We start from the raw sequence: 17,440 nt of genomic DNA, 5'->3' as shown, positions 1-17,440 counted from the left end.
GACCTCTGCAATGTTGCGCACCTGGCCGGTGAGATTACCGGCCATCGAGTTCACAGAGTCTGTCAGCGTCTTCCACGTACCTGCGACACCCGGCACGTCGGCCTGACCGCCGAGCTTGCCCTCGGTGCCCACCTCGCGCGCGACGCGCGTCACCTCCGCTGCGAACGACGACAGCTGGTCCACCATCGTATTGATGGTGACTTTCAGCTCCAGGATTTCGCCTTTCACGTCGACCGCGATCTTCTTCGAGAGGTCACCGCCGGCGACGGCCGTCGTGACTTCCGCGATGTTGCGCACTTGGGCCGTCAGGTTGCCGGCCATCGAGTTCACGGAGTCCGTCAGGTCTTTCCACGTGCCGGCCACACCGCGAACGTCGGCCTGGCCGCCGAGCTTGCCTTCGGTTCCCACCTCGCGCGCGACGCGCGTCACCTCGGAGGCGAAGGACGACAGCTGATCCACCATCGTGTTGATGGTGCTCTTGAGCTCCAGCAGCTCTCCTTTGACGTCGACCGTAATCTTCTTCGACAAGTCGCCCATGGCGACGGCCGTCGTCACGTCGGCAATGTTGCGCACCTGGGCCGTGAGGTTACCGGCCATGAGGTTCACATTTTCGGTGAGGTCACGCCACGTCCCCGAAACACCCTGCACGTCGGCCTGGCCGCCGAGCTTGCCTTCGGTGCCAACCTCGCGCGCAACGCGCGTCACCTCGGCCGCGAACGAACGTAGCTGATCCACCATCGTGTTGATGGTGTTCTTGAGCTCCAGAAGCTCGCCTTTGACGTCGACCGTAATCTTCTTGGACAAATCGCCGCGAGCGACGGCCGTCGTCACGTCGGCGATGTTGCGCACCTGGGCCGTCAGGTTGCCGGCCATGAAGTTCACGCTGTCGGTCAGGTCGCGCCACGTCCCCGAGACGCCCTGTACGTCAGCCTGACCACCGAGCTTGCCTTCGGTGCCCACCTCGCGCGCAACGCGCGTCACTTCCGCCGCGAAGGAGCGAAGCTGATCCACCATCGTGTTGATCGTCTTGGCTGTGCGGAGAAATTCGCCTTCGAGGGGGCGCCCTTCCACTTCGAGCGCCATGCTCTTGGTGAGGTCGCCCTGGGCGACGGCGCCGATGACGCGCGCCACCTCGCTCGAGGGGTGAACAAGATCCTCGATCAACGAGTTGACGGCCTCGATAGACGAACGCCAGAACCCGGTCGCAGCGCCCGGATGGACGCGCTCCCGCAATTGCCCCTTCTTGCCGGCGACTTGGCTCAGCCGCTCAAGCTCGTGCTGAAGGTGGTCGTTCAGCTCGACAATATCATTGAACGTTTCAGCGATTTTGCCTGAGAGCCCCGGCCAGTCCACCGGCAAGCGGACGGTTGCATCACCTTTCCTTACGGCCAGCAGAGCGCCGAGAAGCGCAGGCGCTTCGTCGGCCAAATGCGCATGCGGATGCGCGCCGGCGTCACCGTTCAGCGAACGTGTTCCGAGCAAGCGGATGCGGCCGCCGTTGCGCGCTCGTCGCATGTTGTCGTTGGACGGAGCATGAAGCCCGTTGGCATCTTCGGCCACGGCATTGAATGCGCGCGCGACATCACCCGCAACGCCGGACCAGTCGCTCGGCAACCTGACGGATTTGTCCCCGTTGCCCAATGCCTCAAGGGCGGCAAGTACCGTTCGCAATGCCTGATCCTGGCCCGCGCTCTCAGCTGAAAGCACCCTACCCTCCACGCGCTACCAGACCTGCCGAAACGTCGTCCGGCAGGAAAGGTTCCAAGAATTTATCCCGCGGAGGCTCGTAGCCTTAAAAACCCCTTACGCTATTTGCCGAGCGGCATATTCAGCTGAAGACGTCCCGACCACGTGTCGGAGGCGGACTGGCCACCCGATTCAACGCCGCCGGTCGCCTGCAGGTTCATGCTGTCCTTGACGCCGACAGCAACCCCGGCCTCGGCCTTCCACCGCAGATCAGGCGACTGCGAGACGCCGCCAAGCTGGGAGACGTTGTCGAAGGGCACAAAACCTCCGGCGGCAATGCGAGGCTCGATAAACGCCTCGCTGTTCAATTCAAACCGGCGCTTCATCTCCGGAAGGACGTCGAGCCTACCCGTTCCCGTGGGTGACGTCGAAGCCCCTTCAAACGAACTCTCCTGCAAGGCGGGGGTGTCCTGCACGTAGCTCAGCCCCACGCTCGGCGCCACCGTCCATCCGCTGACCTGACGCGTTCCCCGAAGCGTGCCACGGAGAAGGCTGCGATCCGCCGGCGTCGTGTCGATGGCCACGCCGTTCGGGAGACTTTCGGCGACGCCCCAAGCCGCACGGCCGTCGAACACGACCCCGGGGCCGAAGCGGACGCTCATGTAGGGCCCTGCCATCCACCCGCTTGCCGAGGCCCCATCGCCGTAGCGGCTCACCTCGTCGGTCTGATCGAACTGGGCGAGATAGCCGAGCATGATATCTGGGCCGAGCATGTACTTGCTGCCGAGATACATGACGCTGTAGCTGCCGTCGCGCTGGCGTGCATTGAGGTCGAGCGCGTCGTAGGTAAGGTGACGTCCCTCGAACCAGAAGTCGAGAATGCCCGGCTCGGGCTTCGAACCCGGCTTCATCGCCGCTGCCAGCTCGGAGAGGCTTACTGAGGCGGTGACCTCGCGCGGTACTTCACCGTTTCTTGTGGTCTGCGCCTCGGGATCGATCGGCTTCACTTCAGCCGGCGGCCGATCAATACGAATTCGGTCCGGTTCACGGCTGGTGAGGAATGCCTTGCGCCGATCCAACAGCGCTCGTTCAGCCGCCGACCTGGCGACCGATGTGCAGCTCACGGATAGCGCAACGCGTTCGGTCTGCCCGGCATCGAGGCGAAAATCATAGGCGGCGGAGCTTGGCGCGACAAAAACAATGGCAGACGCGCGTCCATTGTGAAGGGTCCGCGTTACGCCGTCGCTGCCGGAAACCGTCACCACAGCTGTGCCGCGGGTCGAAACATTGAGGGTCAGTATCTCGCCCTCTTCGAGAGACGCCTGCTTCGCGGCACTTCCTGCCGCCGAGACGCTAAAGTTCATGCTGCCACGATTTGCGGCCTCACAACCGGCGCTTGCGTTGACCGCGGCAGTCGCGGGGGCGCTTCCAAGTAAGCCTACGCAAGAAACTATGCACGCCGCTCCCCACACGGAACGGTGCTGAACGATTTGCTGCATCGTTCGAGGACCTCCTTTGATCGCCAAATGTCGTTGCTGATCAATGTGATCTATGGCGGGGAATATCGGCCAAAGCATGACTTCGCTGCAGTGCATCCGAAGCCGGCACGCTGCCTTCACTCCAAGTGGCTGCCGTGGTCGTTCAAAATAAATGTTCGCTCGCGCGATCTTTCTGTCGGCGTACGGCGTTTAGTTCCCGGTCCAGATTCCGGACCGAGGTCTTTTCGAGTGTCCTCCCAAAAATTCATCCTTCAAAGGTGAGCGATTGCCAGTCATTACCGAACACGGCGCGCGGACGCTTCCGAGTGTGGACGTCGATAGCTACAACCTCGAGATCCGTGACGAGGACGGTTTCGTCGGAGATCGCGCGAGCCACGGTGCGTTCAAGGCCATCATCGATGAATGGCGCGAGCCCTTGCGCAAACTTGGAGATGACCCGCTCGGCGATCAGCCCACCAAGGAAGTCAGCAAGAAGGAGCTCGATGCCATTCTGGCAGAAGGCGCCCCCGAAGCCGGCGGTCTCATTCACAGCGCCATCGAAGCGTTCGCCAAGGAACTCGAGCATGTCATCCGCCGCTTTCTCAAGACTGCAAGCTGGCGCGATACGGAAGCCATCGTCATCGGCGGTGGTTTTCGCCAGAGCCGCGTCGGCGAGCTTGCAATCGGGCGCACCGGAGTGTTGCTCAAGTCAGGCGGCACCAATATCGAGCTTGAACTCATCAGCAATCACCCGGATGAGGCAGGGCTGATTGGGTGTGCGCACCTCATGCCGGCATGGACGCTCGAGGGCTTCGACGGACTTATGGCTGTCGACATCGGAGGAACCAACATCCGCGCTGGCGTTGTCGAGACCAATCTCAAGAAGTCCAGCAAACTCGACAAAGCGGGCGTCTGGAAATCGGAGCTATGGAGACATGGCGACGAAAAGACCAAGCGGGATGAAGCCGTGGACCGGCTGATCGATATGCTGAAGGATTTGATCAAAGCTGCGGGCAAGTCGAAACTCAATCTCGCACCTGTCATCGGCATTGGATGCCCCGGCCTCATCCGGGAAGACGGCTCGATCGAAACCGGGGCGCAGAACCTACCGGGCAACTGGGAAAGCAAGACCTTCAATCTGCCCAATTGCATCATCGACGCCATCCCCGAGATCGGTAAGCACGAGACGGCGGTCGCCATGCACAACGATGCCGTGGTTCAGGGGCTCAGCGAGCTGCCCCGTATGAGGGAGTATGATCGCTGGGGTGTCCTGACGATCGGTACGGGCTTGGGAAACGCTCGTTTCACTACGCGGCGGAAAAAGAGTTGAAGTGCGCCACGCATCGCTCAATTCGCCATGCGACGGCTCAGTTTACGACGCCTCGCAACCAGCTGACGCCCGGACGGAACCCAAATTCTCAAAGGCGCGTTATCCGTGGCGATATTGCAGCGCGAGAGGTAGGCGGCCATATGCAGGATTTTGAGCGCGTCTACATGCGCACACTGCGCCACATCTATGACACCGAAAAGCAGCTCCAGGCGTCAGCCTTGGTGATCGCGGCAACGGTGAAGGACCTGCGACTTGCCCAAGCACTCCGCGAGATCGGAGGCCAATCAAGTGCACAGCTTCGACGCATCGAGGACATCTTTCGGGTTCTCTACTTGGAACCGACAAGTGAAGCAGCATGGCCGACCACAGCGCTCCTGCGAGAGGCCCTGGATACGGTATCGAGTAGCCGGAATGGCGGAACGCAAGGCTGCGCGGCCGCACTGCTCGCAATAAAGCGGTATGAAATTACTCTCTACGAAGCTCTTCTTCGCTGGTCGGAGCAGTGCGAACTGGATGAAGCCATCCCGGACATCCGCCGAAGCATCGCTGAGGAGTTGGTGCAAGCCAGCATACTTTCAGAACTCGCTTTCGAAGCGGAGCCGGCCGAAGTGCCCGCCCTGACCGCTGAAGACGTCAACGCGCTTCTTCATTGAGGCCATCTCTTCTCCGCAAAAAAAGCCGACCCATGAAGGTCGGCTTTTTTTGCTGCGATCTCTCTGTCGCCTGCTCAGATCATCCCGAGCAGATGCAGCACAATAAGACCCGAGATCGGGACCCCGAGGGCCCAGAGTACAATGTAGCGCATGGCTTTCGCTTTCTCGTGGAATGGAGCGCTCAGCCTTCTGGCCGAGCGGCCTGTTATGCTTCCATAAACACGCCGCTCGCGCGGAAAGTTCCGCGGCATCAACGTGTGTCGCCGCGATGTAAGTCATCATCTTGGAGGTATGCGATCCTGAAAGCGGCGAGCGTATTGCCCTCCAAAGCAAAAGGGCGGGCCCGTAAAGAGCCCGCCCTCATCCAAACCAATATCGCTCGATGTTACGCCTTGGGGTCCTGAGGCAGGAAGGCGCTGACCTTGCGGACAAGGTCGGCAACGTTCTGTGCGCCGATCCGCTCCATCACCCAGGCGCGGTAGGTTTCTACGGTGCGCGGGCTGATCGAGAGCTTGGCGGCAATCTGCTTGTTGGACATGCCGGAGGCCACGAACTCAAGCACTTCGCGCTGGCGCGGCGACAGAGCCTTGAGGCGCTCGGCGATGTCGATGCGCTCGCTATTCTCGGAGCTCTGGCGCCGGCCCTTTTGCACGGCATCGTTGACGCTCGAAGCGAGGCGCTCGCCGTCGTAGGGTTTCTCGAAGAAGTCGAACGCGCCCTCCTTCAGGGCTTCCACCGCCATGGACACGTCGGCGTGTCCGCTGATGAGAATGAGCGGCGCTTCGTGATTTCTCTGCTTGAGCACGCGCTGGAGCTCGAGGCCCGACATGCCCGGCATGCGCACGTCCGCTACGACGCACGACGGCTTGGTTTCGGGCAGATCTTCAAGAAAGGCCTCGGCGGATTCATAGCAAGCCACGGGGAGCTCGCGGCTTTCGATCAGAAGCCGCATGGAATGCAGCACGGCAGAATCGTCGTCGATCAAAGCTACTGTCACTTCGGGCATCCTCTAGGTCGTTCTCTCTATTGGTGTCACACCGGCGACGGCTGTCGGTAGAGTAAAGGAAACAGCGGCTCCACCACCAGCGCTTTCCACCACGAGCTTGCCGCCGTGCGTTTCGGCGGTCGAATGGGCGAGCGCCAAGCCGAGGCCGAGCCCTTCTCCCTTGGTCGTGGTAAACGGCATCACCGCTCGATCCAGAATATCCGGATCAAATCCTGGACCATTGTCGCGAACGGTGACGATCACACGTCCAGCGTCGGTCATATCTGCTTCTACGACAATGCGGCCATCCGGCCTACCGCTTCCGGAGATGGATTCGGCTCCGTTGCGGATCAGGTTGATCAAAACTTGTTGAATCTGAAGCCCGTCACAAACTACCGAGGGAAGATTGCGTGCGTATCGCATCTCGATCGAGACGTGGCTGGCCTGTGCGTCGAAGCGGCAGTGCGAGATCGCCTCGCGGATCAAATCAACTGCCGCATGCGGACGCATCTCATTGCGGCCGAGCTGAATGAAATCCCGCAATCTGCGCACCACCTCGGCCGCGCGATCCACCTGGACCACCGCATGCCCAGCGGCGGTCCGCGCGGCATCATTGTCCGGCGGATTCTTCTCGACGGCCATCTTCGCAATGCGGGTGTAGTTGGCGATCGCTGTCAGCGGTTGATTGATCTCGTGCGCAAGCGCTGCCGCGAACGCACCCATCGTATCGAGACGGGCGGCACGTTCGAGCGCCTCCTGGTTGCGGCGGAGCTGAGCTTGGGTTCGCAACTGCTCGTTGACCACTGCGCCGATGGTCAATCCGGTCAACGCAAGCACGATCATCAGCGCCTGGTAGGCCGTGACTTCGTTGGGTTGGACGCCTGCATACTGCATCGCGGCCATCAGCCCGACTTGCGTGAGAACGAGACCGGCCGTCACGCCTTCCAGGCCGAACCGCACCGCCGTCCACATCACCGGAAGGAAGAAGAGATAGAACTGCTTGACGCGAAAGGTGTCCGATAGCCCGAAGACCGCCGCCAACGTCGCCATCAACACGAGTACAAGCGCCACTAGCTCGAGCGAGGGAACGAGGATGCGGCGGCGCGTGAAGAGGATCAACAGGAAGGGCGTCATCACGGTGACGCCGATCATGTCGCCGATCCAAAGCTGCGCGGTCGTGAACACCACATCCGGCGACGCGACGAGACCGTAGGCAACGAGAAGAGCGACATAAGTTACGGCCACGAGGCCCGTGCTCACCGCGGCGACGGCTATCAAGAGCATCAAGGACCGCTTCGTGCTCAGGGTCCGGTCAAACTTCCAGCGCGGCATCGTGAGAAAGCTCGCCGCGGCCCCGTAGCCCGCTCCGACGATCAACGAGCCAAAGATGTGGACGCCCATGGGGACCGGCAGATCCAACACGAAAGCGTTGACGATCAACGGCGCAACGAAGAGCCAAGGCACGTAGTCGCGGCCAAGCAGCAGGATCAGCGCGAAGCTAAGGCCTGTCGCGGGATTCCATGGGGTCACGCCGATGGGCGCAATGGGGCTGATGTAGCTCAGCCAATCCAACAGCGCGTAACTCATCAGATAGGCGAGTCCGATGGTCAAGTGCGACCATCTGAGCAGTGCCGCCACAGGTAGGTTCCTTGCCGCCGCTTCGCTGCCCCACTCATACATCTGGTGCCCCCTCACGGGCGTCTCCGGCAAACTACTCAGTAGGACCTCCTGATCGATACTACCGCCCGGGCGCATCACGAATTGCCAAGAGCCCCGGAGCGGTCGATCGTGCGATTTGATATACGGTTCGAGCGCCGTCATCCACAGACTGCAACTCTATACCAATTTGGGTTGCGCGTGACACGCGCGGCATATTGTTGGCTAAACGCCAAGCTCGCTGGACGCATTTGCGGTAGCAAGCACCTGCCACCACTACGCTCAACCCACTGACGCTTATGACCTTTTACACACGGAAAAATCCCCGAGCTCGCGACGAGCTCGGGGATTTTGGCATCTTCAAGATGTCGCAGGGCTAGGCGGCCGCAGTCTCTTTCAAGTAATGGTCGAGTCTGACCAGAAGGCCGGCGCAACCGTTCTTGCGGGATCCCGACTTGTCGATGCCATCGAAGAAGGCGTCGTGCTCGGTGAAGACAAGCTTCGTGCCCGTACCCTCCGGCACGAACTCGGCGGTGCCGAGCGATGCCGACATCGGTGTTCCCGCGATCACCATGGTGTAAGCGAACACGATGCGCTTCTCCGGTACGATATCGAGGTAGGTCGTGTCGTTGCTGATCACGTCGCCGCCCTTGAACCTGAATGAGCTCGTCTCTTTCCCCCCGACGCGAAAGTCCTGGTCGTAGCCAAACAGTTCCCACCCATCACCTTCTGCAAACCACACACGCTTTGCGGCAGGATCGGCCCATGCAGCGAAGACACGTGCGGGTGAGGCTGCATAGGTGCGCTCGATGGTGAACGTGTCGTGCGTCACAGTGCGCTCGGACATCAGTACTCTCCTTGTTCGACTTCATTTCCGTGCAATATGGAGCGGCTTTCTCAGCCGCCCTTTTCCTTGGCGTCAATCTCGGCGAGATAAGCGTCCAAGCGGTCGAGACGCTTTTCCCAAATCGATTTCTGGCGCGAGATCCAATGCTCGGCGCGCATGAGCGCCTTCGGCTCGATCCGGCAGGTCCGCACGCGGCCGACCTTTTCCGAACGGATCAGGCCGCTCTCTTCCAGAATTTGAAGATGCTGAAGCACCGACGGCAGAGACATCTTGAGCGGCTTTGCGAGCTCGCTGACTGTCGCCGAGCCGCGGCCCAGTTGCTCCACCACGCGCCGCCGCGTCGGGTCGGCGAGTGCGTGGAACATGCGATCGAGTGCGTCCGAATGGTTAAGCATATGCCTTAGTATCATCGCGCAACAAGACGCGCAAGAGATACTTTGGCACTTGCCTAACTAATGGAAAGTAGCGCTATGCGCGTATGAGGGTCGGCTTGCGAGGGGCGAAGCGCTCGACGACGATGTCGGCGGGTATCGCATGTCCGTAGAGATAGCCCTGCCCCGCATCGCAACCGATGGCACGCAGGAACTCGTACTGACCTTCAGTTTCTACACCTTCCGCGACGACCTGCATTCCCAGGTTATGCGCGAGATCGACGATCGCCTTGACGATAACAGTACTGTTGCCGCCGGATGTGAGATCCAGAACGAAAGACTTGTCGATCTTGATGTTGTTGATCGGGAAGTCACGGAGATGGGTCAGCGACGCGTAGCCCGTGCCAAAATCGTCCAGCGAGATCTGGCAACCTGCGGCCTTGAGAGTCCGGAGTGCCGCCTCGACCATTTTTGCGCTTTCGCCGAGAAACACTGTCTCAGTAATTTCGATCTCGAACTTCTGCGGCGGGATGCCCATGTGGTGGAGCCGAGCCAGGATCCGATCTGCGTAGTCACCATCCTGGAAACAAAACTCGGACGCATTGATGCTGACGAGGCCGGGGTCGTAACCCGACTGCAACCAGTCCGACATATTCTCCGTGATCGCCTTCAGCATGTGCTGACTGATCATGCGGCTACACTCGGCATCACTGAATGCGTGCCAGAATTCTCCCGGCGCCGAGAACGTCCCGTCGACGTTCTTCAGGCGGACGAGAGCCTCGAAGCCGAACATTTGCCGGGAACCGAGCCAGACCTTGGGCTGATAAAATGGAATGATCTTGCGCCCGATGCCTGCGCGCTTCACCATATCGATTGCGTAGCGCCGCGCGTCGAAGATGCCGCCGATATGGGGGCTGAAAATTCCGACAGACCCAGCGCCCGCTTTCTTCGCTTGATAGAGTGCCATATCCGCGGACTTGAGCAGATCCGAGGTCGTCGTTGCGTCTTGGGGATAGTTGGCGATGCCAATCGAAGCGGAGACGAATGCGTGCTGTTCTCCGGTCGGGATAGGCTTGCCGACTGCGGTCAAGATCCGCTCGGCCAGCTTTTTGCAACTCTCGGGCGACTTGCTCGCGACCAGAACGGCGAACTCGTCGCCGCCAAGCCGCGCGCAGAAGGCCTTCTTTCCTGACGTGGCGGCGATCCTTCCAGCCACAGCCTTGATCACCTCGTCGCCTGCGAGGTGGCCTCTCGTATCATTGACTTCCTTGAAGCCGTCGAGATCGAGCAACATCAAAGAAAGCTGAGCTTTGTTTTGCTCAGCCTCGGTTATCTTGCTTGCAAAGTGCTGCTGAAACCGTGCGCGGTTGGCGATCCCGGTCAGCGAATCCATATACGCTAACTTCGACAACTGCTGTTCGATCTCATACCGGTCGGTGATGTCTTCAAACACGCCAAGCAGGCGCGTGGGCTTGCCATCCTTTGTTTCCACCTCACCCATGGATCGAACCCGTCTCATGCGGCCTTTCGCAGTCACGAAGTCCGCTTCGAAGGTGTAGGGTTCACCAGTGACGATGGTGTTTTCTAGATATCTCTTGACCATGTCCCGGTTCGCACCTGGATAGAAGTCCAGGGCCTGCTCCAGATCCGGCGCTTGGCCGACCGGAAGATCATGCAAACGAAAGATCTCGTCCGACCAGGTCAGATGCTCCGTTTCGAAGTCAAACTGCCAAGCGCCGACAGACGACATTTGCTCGATTTGAAGCAGAAGACGATTGCGCGTTTCGGCGGTTCGGGTCTGCTCCCTAGAAATGGCTGCCGCCTCGACGGCTTTGTTTTCAGTCCGATGCGCCTTGACCAATCCCTCGACGGCGCGCGCCAACTGCGAGAGCTGATCCTTCTGACGTTGTGACAAACGGCGCGGCTTTCGGTCAGCAATGCAGAGCGTGCCGATAAAATGCTTGCCGTCTATCGTAATGGGACAGCCCGCGTAAAACACGATGCCGCCTTCGCCCGTGACATACGGATTGGTCTTGAAGCGTTTGTCTCGCCTCGCATCGCTGACGACAAATATGCCTTTGCTCGAAATCGCGTAGTTGCAGAACGCATACTCACGTGGCGTCGACGAAGTCTTTACTCCGGCGCGCGCCTTGAACCACTGCGTATCCTTCTCAAGAAAAGAAACAATCGCGATTGGGCAATCAAATATCGAACAGGCCAATTGGACGAGCGCATCGAACTCCGGACACGATTCCGTTCCGACGATTTTCAGCTCGCGAAGTGCTGCGAGCCTGCTTGGCTCGTCTTCTGGTATTGGAAAGGCCTGCATTGGATTTGCCGTTGAGACATATGTTTTGCAATGAAGGTAGCAATTGATTTGCTTCCAACATGTAAAAGTACGTCCACGGACGTCTTGTTTTAAACTTTCCTCCTAGAAAATTTGGCAATTTCTTGAATCATTTCACGGCGTCAGGCCGAGTTGCCGGTCAAAGCGCGCCATTGTTATTATGGCTCTTTGACCGGCGCCCGATCCATCTTTGGGGAAGAAATTGGCTCGAACTCTAGGTTGCAGCGGCCGCAAGCGCCTGATCGAGGTCCGCAAGAATGTCGTCGATGTGCTCGAGCCCAATCGACAAGCGGACGTACCCATCGGTTACGCCAGTCGCGCGCAGCTCCTCGCCTGAAAGCTGAGAATGCGTCGTCGAAGCGGGATGGATGGCTAGGCTCCGCGCATCTCCGATGTTGGCGACGTGGTAGAACATCTTCAGCGCGTCGATGAAACGCCTGCCGGCGTCGCGGCCCTTTGCAAGTTCGAAGCCGACTAACCCGCCCTGTCCTCCGCGCAGGTAGCGCTCGGCGCGTGCGCGCTGCTCACCGGTCTGTTCCGACGGATGGATGACCCGCGTCACAGCCGGATGCTTGGCAAGCCAAGCCGCGACCACTGCTGTGTTCTCGCAATGCCGGGCCATGCGGAGCGGCAGCGTTTCGATACCCTGTAGCAACAGGAACGCATTGAACGGCGAGAGTGCGGCGCCGAGATCGCGCAGAAGGGTCACCCTCGCCTTGATGATGTAGGCGATCGGACCGAGCGGCTTTACAGCCTCGTTCCAAATTGCCCCATGGTAGCTCGGGTCCGGTGTTGCCAGCGCAGGCTGACGAACAGGATGCGCAGCCCAATCGAAGTTGCCACTATCGACGATAACGCCGCCGATCGAGGTACCGTGACCGCCGAGGTACTTTGTCGATGAGTAAACGACGACGGCGGCGCCGTGCTCGAGCGGACGGCACAATACCGGTGCAGCAGTGTTGTCAACTATGAGCGGAATGCCGAGTGGGCGGCCGATCTCTGCCACTTCGGCGATTGGAAATACGCTGAGTTTCGGGTTCGGCAACGTCTCCGCGTAGTAGGCGCGGGTGCGATCGTCGGTGGCCCTGCGAAAATTTTCAGGGTCGGACGGATCAACGAAGCGAACTTCCAGGCCTTGATCCTTCAGCGTGTTGGCGAAGAGGTTCCAGGTGCCGCCGTAAAGATCGGTCGAGCTGACAATGTTGTCGCCCGCGCGCGCGAGGTTCTGCAGAGCGAAGGCGGAGGCTGCCTGTCCCGACGCCACGGCAAGCGCTGCAACGCCGCCTTCCAGAGCAGCGACGCGCTTTTCAAGCACATCGACCGTGGGGTTCATGATGCGCGTGTAGATGTTGCCGAGCTCTTTCAGAGCAAAAAGGTTTTCGGCGTGTTCCGTGTCCCGAAACTGATACGAGGTTGTCTGGTAGATCGGGACAGCGACGGCCCCCGTCGCGGGATCTGCGCGCCAACCGGCGTGAAGCACTAGGGTTTCGGGGCGAGGTTTCTTGCTCGCTTCATTATCGCTCGACACGGTGTTTCTCCTGCTAGACCGCACGCTGTGAGATGCCAGCTTTTAGCCTAGCGCGAGCGTCGCGTCATGTGGATGACACGCAGCAGAGACAATTCCGATATATCAGCGGTGGCACGCGGGACGCCGCGCTTCAGGGAGCTATCCACAGCAAGCGCCGGACGCGCCTCAAAAGGGAGAACATCTTGTTGCCTACTTGGTCAAAATCAGCCGACCATTGGCTGTAATGCGCAAACAATACTCGGCCCCGTCGTGCACGAGTATCGCTTCACGTCCGCCACGCAGCAGGTCGGCCAGATCATAACGAATGGGCTGGCCGGCTTCTCCAAATGCCGCCTTGTTGGACATACAGTTGTCGCCCTCGTCGGACTCGCTGTGAACCATCGTCTCGCCCAGTTTGGAACCGTTGCAATCAGCGACCGCGAGCGGAAACCCTATTCTGATCGTCTTTATTTGTTGACTATGTAATTCAAGATTACTACCGTGTGCAAGTCCGCAGTCGAGTTCGCGGATATTTCACTCACGAGTTTGCGGCTGTACCGACGCAAAGCGCACGCAATCGAGCGATGAGACGCAATGATATTTGCAGCGGGATGCCGAGGCGGAAGCCGGACAAAGGATATCCGGTGATCCGCTCTGAAAGTCTTGGGGCCTAGTAACTCCTCCCGCACTGCCTAGGACCCCCAAGTTGGCGGCAGCGTGCTCCTCCGGTCGTTCTTCCGAGACCGGACTAGGCGCTGCCGCCCCTTTTCGCTTGTTTGGCCACGGTCACTCCTGAAGACCGAACAAAGGAGCATCGCATGTTCATTGCCATGAACCGCTTCAAGGTCATCAAAGGCACAGAAGCAGATTTCGAGCAGCTCTGGCTCTCCCGCGAAACGCACCTCAACGAGGTGGCCGGCTTCGTGGAGTTTCATCTGCTCAAGGGACCGGAACGCGAAGACCACACGCTCTATGCGTCTCACACGATCTGGAACTCGCATGCCCACTTCGAGGCGTGGACCAAATCGGAGCAATTTCGCAAAGCCCATGCCGGCGCAGGAACGAGTAAGCCTCTGTACCTCGGGCATCCAGAATTCGAAGGTTTTGAAGTTTTGCAGACCGTCACACGCGACGGAAAACGACTTGCAGCTGCGGAGTAGCGGACAGACCGGAGGGTTCCTTCCATGACCATCGCGACACAACAGCGAGACGTATTCCTGCCACTCGAGCAGCGACTGGCGGCCAATCAGGACGGCATTCTGGAGGATATCGCGCGCACCTATTGCGTCAGCACGCTTGACGTTGTCCACGCCCTTCCCGAGGCCACGCGCAAGATCGTTTTGGGCGACCGGCTTGAAATGATCCTCGAGGAGGTCGCGGACTGGGGACCAATCCTCTTCATCGTGCACACTCCCGACCTCGTACTCGAATGCGAGGGACCGCTTCCGCCAGGCAGCTACGGCCGCGGCTTTTACAATATTCACGGCGCGAGCCCGATCGGCGGACATATCCGCGCCTCCCGCTGCCGAGAGATCGCGTTCGTCACGCGCCTTTTCATGGGGCGCGAGTCGCGCTCCATCCAATTCTTCAATTTCGACGGCGATACGATGTTCAAGATCTTCGTGCGCCGGGACGAGAACCGCAACCTCGTCGCCAGCCAAGTCGCGCGCTTCGACTCGCTACGGGCCGGCCTCTAAGGGGTCGTCAGCGAATTGATGCGGAGTTTTTGGAGACCCCTTTATGTGCACGAAAGAAGCTCCCGATCTTCGGGACATCAAGTCCACCGGGTTCGGTGAGATGGAACGCGAGTGGCTGCACCTCGTGCGACTTCACTGTATGAGCTACGAGCACAATCATGCCGAAGGCTGGGATCGCGCAATCAGTCACGCCGAAATGCGCTACGGCGCCGAGAACGGTCCGAGCATCGCGTCACGGGTCGCCGTTCTCATCCGGGCGATGCGTGCCGAGCGTCGTGGAGGATTTGGCTACCTTTCGCCGTACTGTCCGTCGTGCTGTCAACGCGTAACGGATGACGAGTGGGAGCTCGTCACGCTCATGCAGGCCGGCTACCGCGGCGAACCGTTCAATATCGAAGAGGCTGCTGCTGAATTCGCGCGACGGAACGAGGCGCCGAGCCTCGCGGCGGCGGCGGCCCGGTTCGGAAAAACGATTGTCGCTGCGGTTGGTGCCCGAAGGCCCGCCCCGTCGCACGACGCGACGTTGCACTAATATCCAATACCTAAAGGACAGCGATCGCTAGAGCGTATCGTCCCGTAGCGTGTCAGGTTCCCGTAAGGACCGGCCGCCATACGACTTGTCATGCAACCTGCCGCATACAGCGTCGACCCTCCCGCGTTCTCATCACGCCGCACCACTCAGCTCACTGAGCGTGGGGAGGGTGCTGGCGCTTTTCGCCCACCCGGCGCGTCAGCCGCTTTTGTGCTCAGCCATCCCCCTTTTCGCCATGATTTGTACGAGTTGCCCTCGTATGGAGATTCAGCTTCGCTTCGACGCGCGTTGCGTTTCGGAGGGGAGAACAGAGCGTAGCGGAGCCTTCCGCTCGTTGGCCAACCTGGCGGCCTCATATGCCGTCCGGCAACATTGGATATTTCATGACTCTACGCGCCCTTCCTGCCGCCCTCCTTCTCTCGACCGGTGCCATACTCTCCGGCTCGCCGGGCGCTCGCTCAGAGGTACTGCCGCTCGACCCAGCGGTGACGGCACCGTCGACCGCCGCTCCATCCGTCCAGCTCGCCCAGAACTTCACCGTCCAGCCCGTCGACAAGAACAAAGACAAGGACGGAAAAGGCAAGAAGCCTCCCGAGAAAAAGCCGCCTCAGAAAGAGGGCGCTCCGCCTCCCAACGCCGGGCAGCAGTATCAGATGCAGCAGGGCAAGGAGAACGCCCAGAAGCAAAAGCAGCTTCAAATCCAACAGGCCAAGGAAAGAGCTCAGCAGCAGAAGCAGCAGGCCGACCAGGCGCGCCAGAATGCGATCAAGCAGAAGCAGCTTGAGATGCAGCAGGCCAAGGACAGGGCTCAAAAGGCGAAGCAGGATGCTGATGCCGCGCGCCAGAACGCGCTGAAGCAGAAGCAGTTCGACATGCAGCAGGCCAAGGACAAGGCACAGAAGGCGAAGCAGGACGCTGATGCCGCGCGTGACAACGCGGTGAAGCAGAAGCAGTTCGACGTGCAGCAAGCCAGGGACAAGGCCCTCAAGCAGAAGCAGGACGCCGACGCTGCGCGTGACAACGCACTGAAGCAGCAGCAGTTCGAAGCACAGCAGGCCAGGGACAGGGCTCTCAAGCAAAAGCAGGACGCCGACGCCGCGCGTGACAACGCGTTGAAGCAGAAGCAGTTCGATTTGCAGCAGGCCAAAGACAGAGAGCAGAAGCAGAAACAGTTCGATCTTCAGCGCAGGGATGCGGCCGGCGCTGCGCCCCGCGGTGGGATCCAGTTCAATCGTGCCAAGACCGATCAGGAGTTCCAGAGAGCACGCGAGCGCGCCCAGCGCGAGCAGGCCGGCCGCGACGGACGCGGCGGCGATTTCGAGAAGTGGCGCTCGGGATCAGACAAAAAGTTCGAGGCTCTGCGCAAAGAACGCAAGACTCGCGAAGTCGGCAACCGCAACTTCATCATCGAACCGGACAAGCGCGTCATTGTCCGCAAGGACAACCGCACGTACATCCGGCACGATGAAAGCCAGCGCCTCAATCGCGTTGGACGCGAGCTTCGCCGCGAGCGGCGCAAGAACGGCACTCTGATGGTCGTCACGATGGGCCTTGCCGGCGCCCTCATCTACTCGTTGCAGGATGACGAAGGCCGTGTTCTGCGCCGTACGCGCAGGGACCACGACGGGCGCGAGATCGTCCTGCTCGACAACCGCCGCTACTACGGCCGGGGCGACTATTCGCCGTTCGGGCCCGAGCGGTACTATGACAGCTACGTTGACCTGCCGCCGCCGCGCATCCACATTCCGCGCGAGAAGTACATCGTCGAGTACGATCAGGCTTCCCCGGACGACATCTACGATGCGCTCAACGCGCCCCCGGTCGATGACATCGGCCGCGGTTACTCTCTCGACGAAGTGCGGCGCAGCTATCCCGTCCTCGAACGCATGCGCCGCGTCGACCTCGACTCGATCAATTTCGACTTTGGCTCTTGGGATGTCGGACCTGACCAGTACAGGAAGCTCGAGCGCATCGCGCGCGCGATGCAGCGGATCCTCGACCGCTCGCCAGGCGAGATCTTCCTGATCGAAGGCCACACGGATGCTGTAGGCTCGGAGATCGACAATCTTTCACTCTCCGACCGGCGCGCGGAGTCCGTCGCCGTGATCCTGTCGGAATCGTTCAGCATCCCGCCGGAGAACCTGACCACTCAGGGCTATGGCGAGGAACATCTCAAAGTGCTGACCGAAGATCCGTCGCGCATCAACCGGCGCGTTTCGGTGCGGCGCATCACTCCTCTTCTCTCGCGCGAGGGTTGGAACGACCCGGATTGAGGGACTTCGCGAGAAAAGGCCCCGGAACCGATCGGTTCCGGGGCCTTTTTTGTTTGGTGGCTAGGATCGTACTGCGGC

15 protein-coding genes are annotated in these 17,440 nt (G+C 60.2%); 6 read left to right on the top strand and 9 right to left on the bottom strand.

All coding sequences use genetic code 11. The features are described from left to right. Both VHO05_RS04485 and VHO05_RS04480 read right to left on the bottom strand, forming a co-directional pair. Positions 1 to 1,515: HAMP domain-containing protein (locus VHO05_RS04485; RefSeq protein WP_329645426.1), on the bottom strand; the 1,515-nt coding region annotated here is incomplete at its 3' end. Positions 1,516 to 1,808: 293 nt separating this feature from the next. Then, positions 1,809 to 3,050: an autotransporter outer membrane beta-barrel domain-containing protein gene (locus VHO05_RS04480; protein WP_329645416.1), complete on the bottom strand. Its 1,242-nt coding sequence runs from the start codon at positions 3,048 to 3,050 to the stop codon at positions 1,809 to 1,811. 400 nt (positions 3,051 to 3,450) lie between these two features. On the opposite strand from VHO05_RS04480, the gene VHO05_RS04475 reads away from it, so the two are divergent. Next, positions 3,451 to 4,494: an ROK family protein gene (locus VHO05_RS04475; RefSeq protein ID WP_329645415.1), complete on the top strand. Its 1,044-nt coding sequence runs from the start codon at positions 3,451 to 3,453 to the stop codon at positions 4,492 to 4,494. A gap of 140 nt (positions 4,495 to 4,634) precedes the next feature. Next, the gene (locus tag VHO05_RS04470; protein WP_329645414.1) at positions 4,635 to 5,147 is read left to right on the top strand and encodes a DUF892 family protein; all 513 of its coding nucleotides are present in this window, start codon (positions 4,635 to 4,637) and stop codon (positions 5,145 to 5,147) included. Positions 5,148 to 5,532: 385 nt separating this feature from the next. On the opposite strand, the gene VHO05_RS04465 is transcribed toward VHO05_RS04470, so the two are convergent. From VHO05_RS04465 to hemP, 7 genes are all read right to left on the bottom strand, one after another. Continuing rightward, complete coding sequence (locus tag VHO05_RS04465) at positions 5,533 to 6,144, bottom strand: response regulator transcription factor (RefSeq protein WP_329645413.1); 612 nt, start codon at positions 6,142 to 6,144, stop codon at positions 5,533 to 5,535. Between the two features lie 12 nt (positions 6,145 to 6,156). Beyond that, a complete protein-coding gene (locus VHO05_RS04460) occupies positions 6,157 to 7,743 on the bottom strand; it encodes an ATP-binding protein (RefSeq protein ID WP_329645412.1) in 1,587 nt (528 codons plus the stop codon). Between the two features lie 421 nt (positions 7,744 to 8,164). Further along, entirely contained in the window at positions 8,165 to 8,635 is a 471-nt protein-coding gene (locus VHO05_RS04455) for an SRPBCC family protein (protein ID WP_329645411.1), read from the bottom strand. 50 nt (positions 8,636 to 8,685) lie between these two features. Then, positions 8,686 to 9,030 (bottom strand): metalloregulator ArsR/SmtB family transcription factor, encoded by a 345-nt coding sequence (locus VHO05_RS04450; protein ID WP_329645410.1) that lies wholly within the window; start codon positions 9,028 to 9,030, stop codon positions 8,686 to 8,688. A gap of 73 nt (positions 9,031 to 9,103) precedes the next feature. Beyond that, complete coding sequence (locus VHO05_RS04445; protein WP_329645409.1) at positions 9,104 to 11,335, bottom strand: sensor domain-containing phosphodiesterase; 2,232 nt, start codon at positions 11,333 to 11,335, stop codon at positions 9,104 to 9,106. A 232-nt stretch (positions 11,336 to 11,567) separates the two neighbouring features. Beyond that, complete coding sequence (locus VHO05_RS04440; RefSeq protein WP_329645408.1) at positions 11,568 to 12,881, bottom strand: O-acetylhomoserine aminocarboxypropyltransferase/cysteine synthase family protein; 1,314 nt, start codon at positions 12,879 to 12,881, stop codon at positions 11,568 to 11,570. A gap of 189 nt (positions 12,882 to 13,070) precedes the next feature. Next, entirely contained in the window at positions 13,071 to 13,226 is a 156-nt protein-coding gene (hemP, locus tag VHO05_RS04435) for a hemin uptake protein HemP (protein ID WP_329645407.1), read from the bottom strand. A gap of 452 nt (positions 13,227 to 13,678) precedes the next feature. Between hemP and VHO05_RS04430 the strand changes: the two genes are divergently transcribed. The 4 genes from VHO05_RS04430 (at position 13,679) to VHO05_RS04415 (ending at position 17,362) form a co-directional block, all read left to right on the top strand. Further along, on the top strand, positions 13,679 to 14,020 hold the full coding sequence (locus tag VHO05_RS04430; protein WP_329645406.1) for an antibiotic biosynthesis monooxygenase: 342 nt from the start codon (positions 13,679 to 13,681) through the stop codon (positions 14,018 to 14,020). Positions 14,021 to 14,044: 24 nt separating this feature from the next. Next, the gene (hutX, locus tag VHO05_RS04425) at positions 14,045 to 14,557 is read left to right on the top strand and encodes a heme utilization cystosolic carrier protein HutX (RefSeq protein ID WP_329645405.1); all 513 of its coding nucleotides are present in this window, start codon (positions 14,045 to 14,047) and stop codon (positions 14,555 to 14,557) included. A gap of 43 nt (positions 14,558 to 14,600) precedes the next feature. Further along, positions 14,601 to 15,089 (top strand): hypothetical protein, encoded by a 489-nt coding sequence (locus tag VHO05_RS04420; RefSeq protein ID WP_329645404.1) that lies wholly within the window; start codon positions 14,601 to 14,603, stop codon positions 15,087 to 15,089. A 383-nt stretch (positions 15,090 to 15,472) separates the two neighbouring features. Further along, on the top strand, positions 15,473 to 17,362 hold the full coding sequence (locus VHO05_RS04415) for an OmpA family protein (protein WP_329645403.1): 1,890 nt from the start codon (positions 15,473 to 15,475) through the stop codon (positions 17,360 to 17,362). The last annotated feature ends 78 nt before the right edge of the window (positions 17,363 to 17,440 follow it).

The sequence above is a fragment of the Hyphomicrobium sp. genome, assembly GCF_036262015.1.
In the GTDB taxonomy this organism is placed as follows: Bacteria; Pseudomonadota; Alphaproteobacteria; order Rhizobiales; family Hyphomicrobiaceae; genus Hyphomicrobium_C.
The sequence above is the reverse complement of the archived record's forward strand: the minus strand, read 5'-3'. Positions and strand labels throughout refer to the sequence as shown.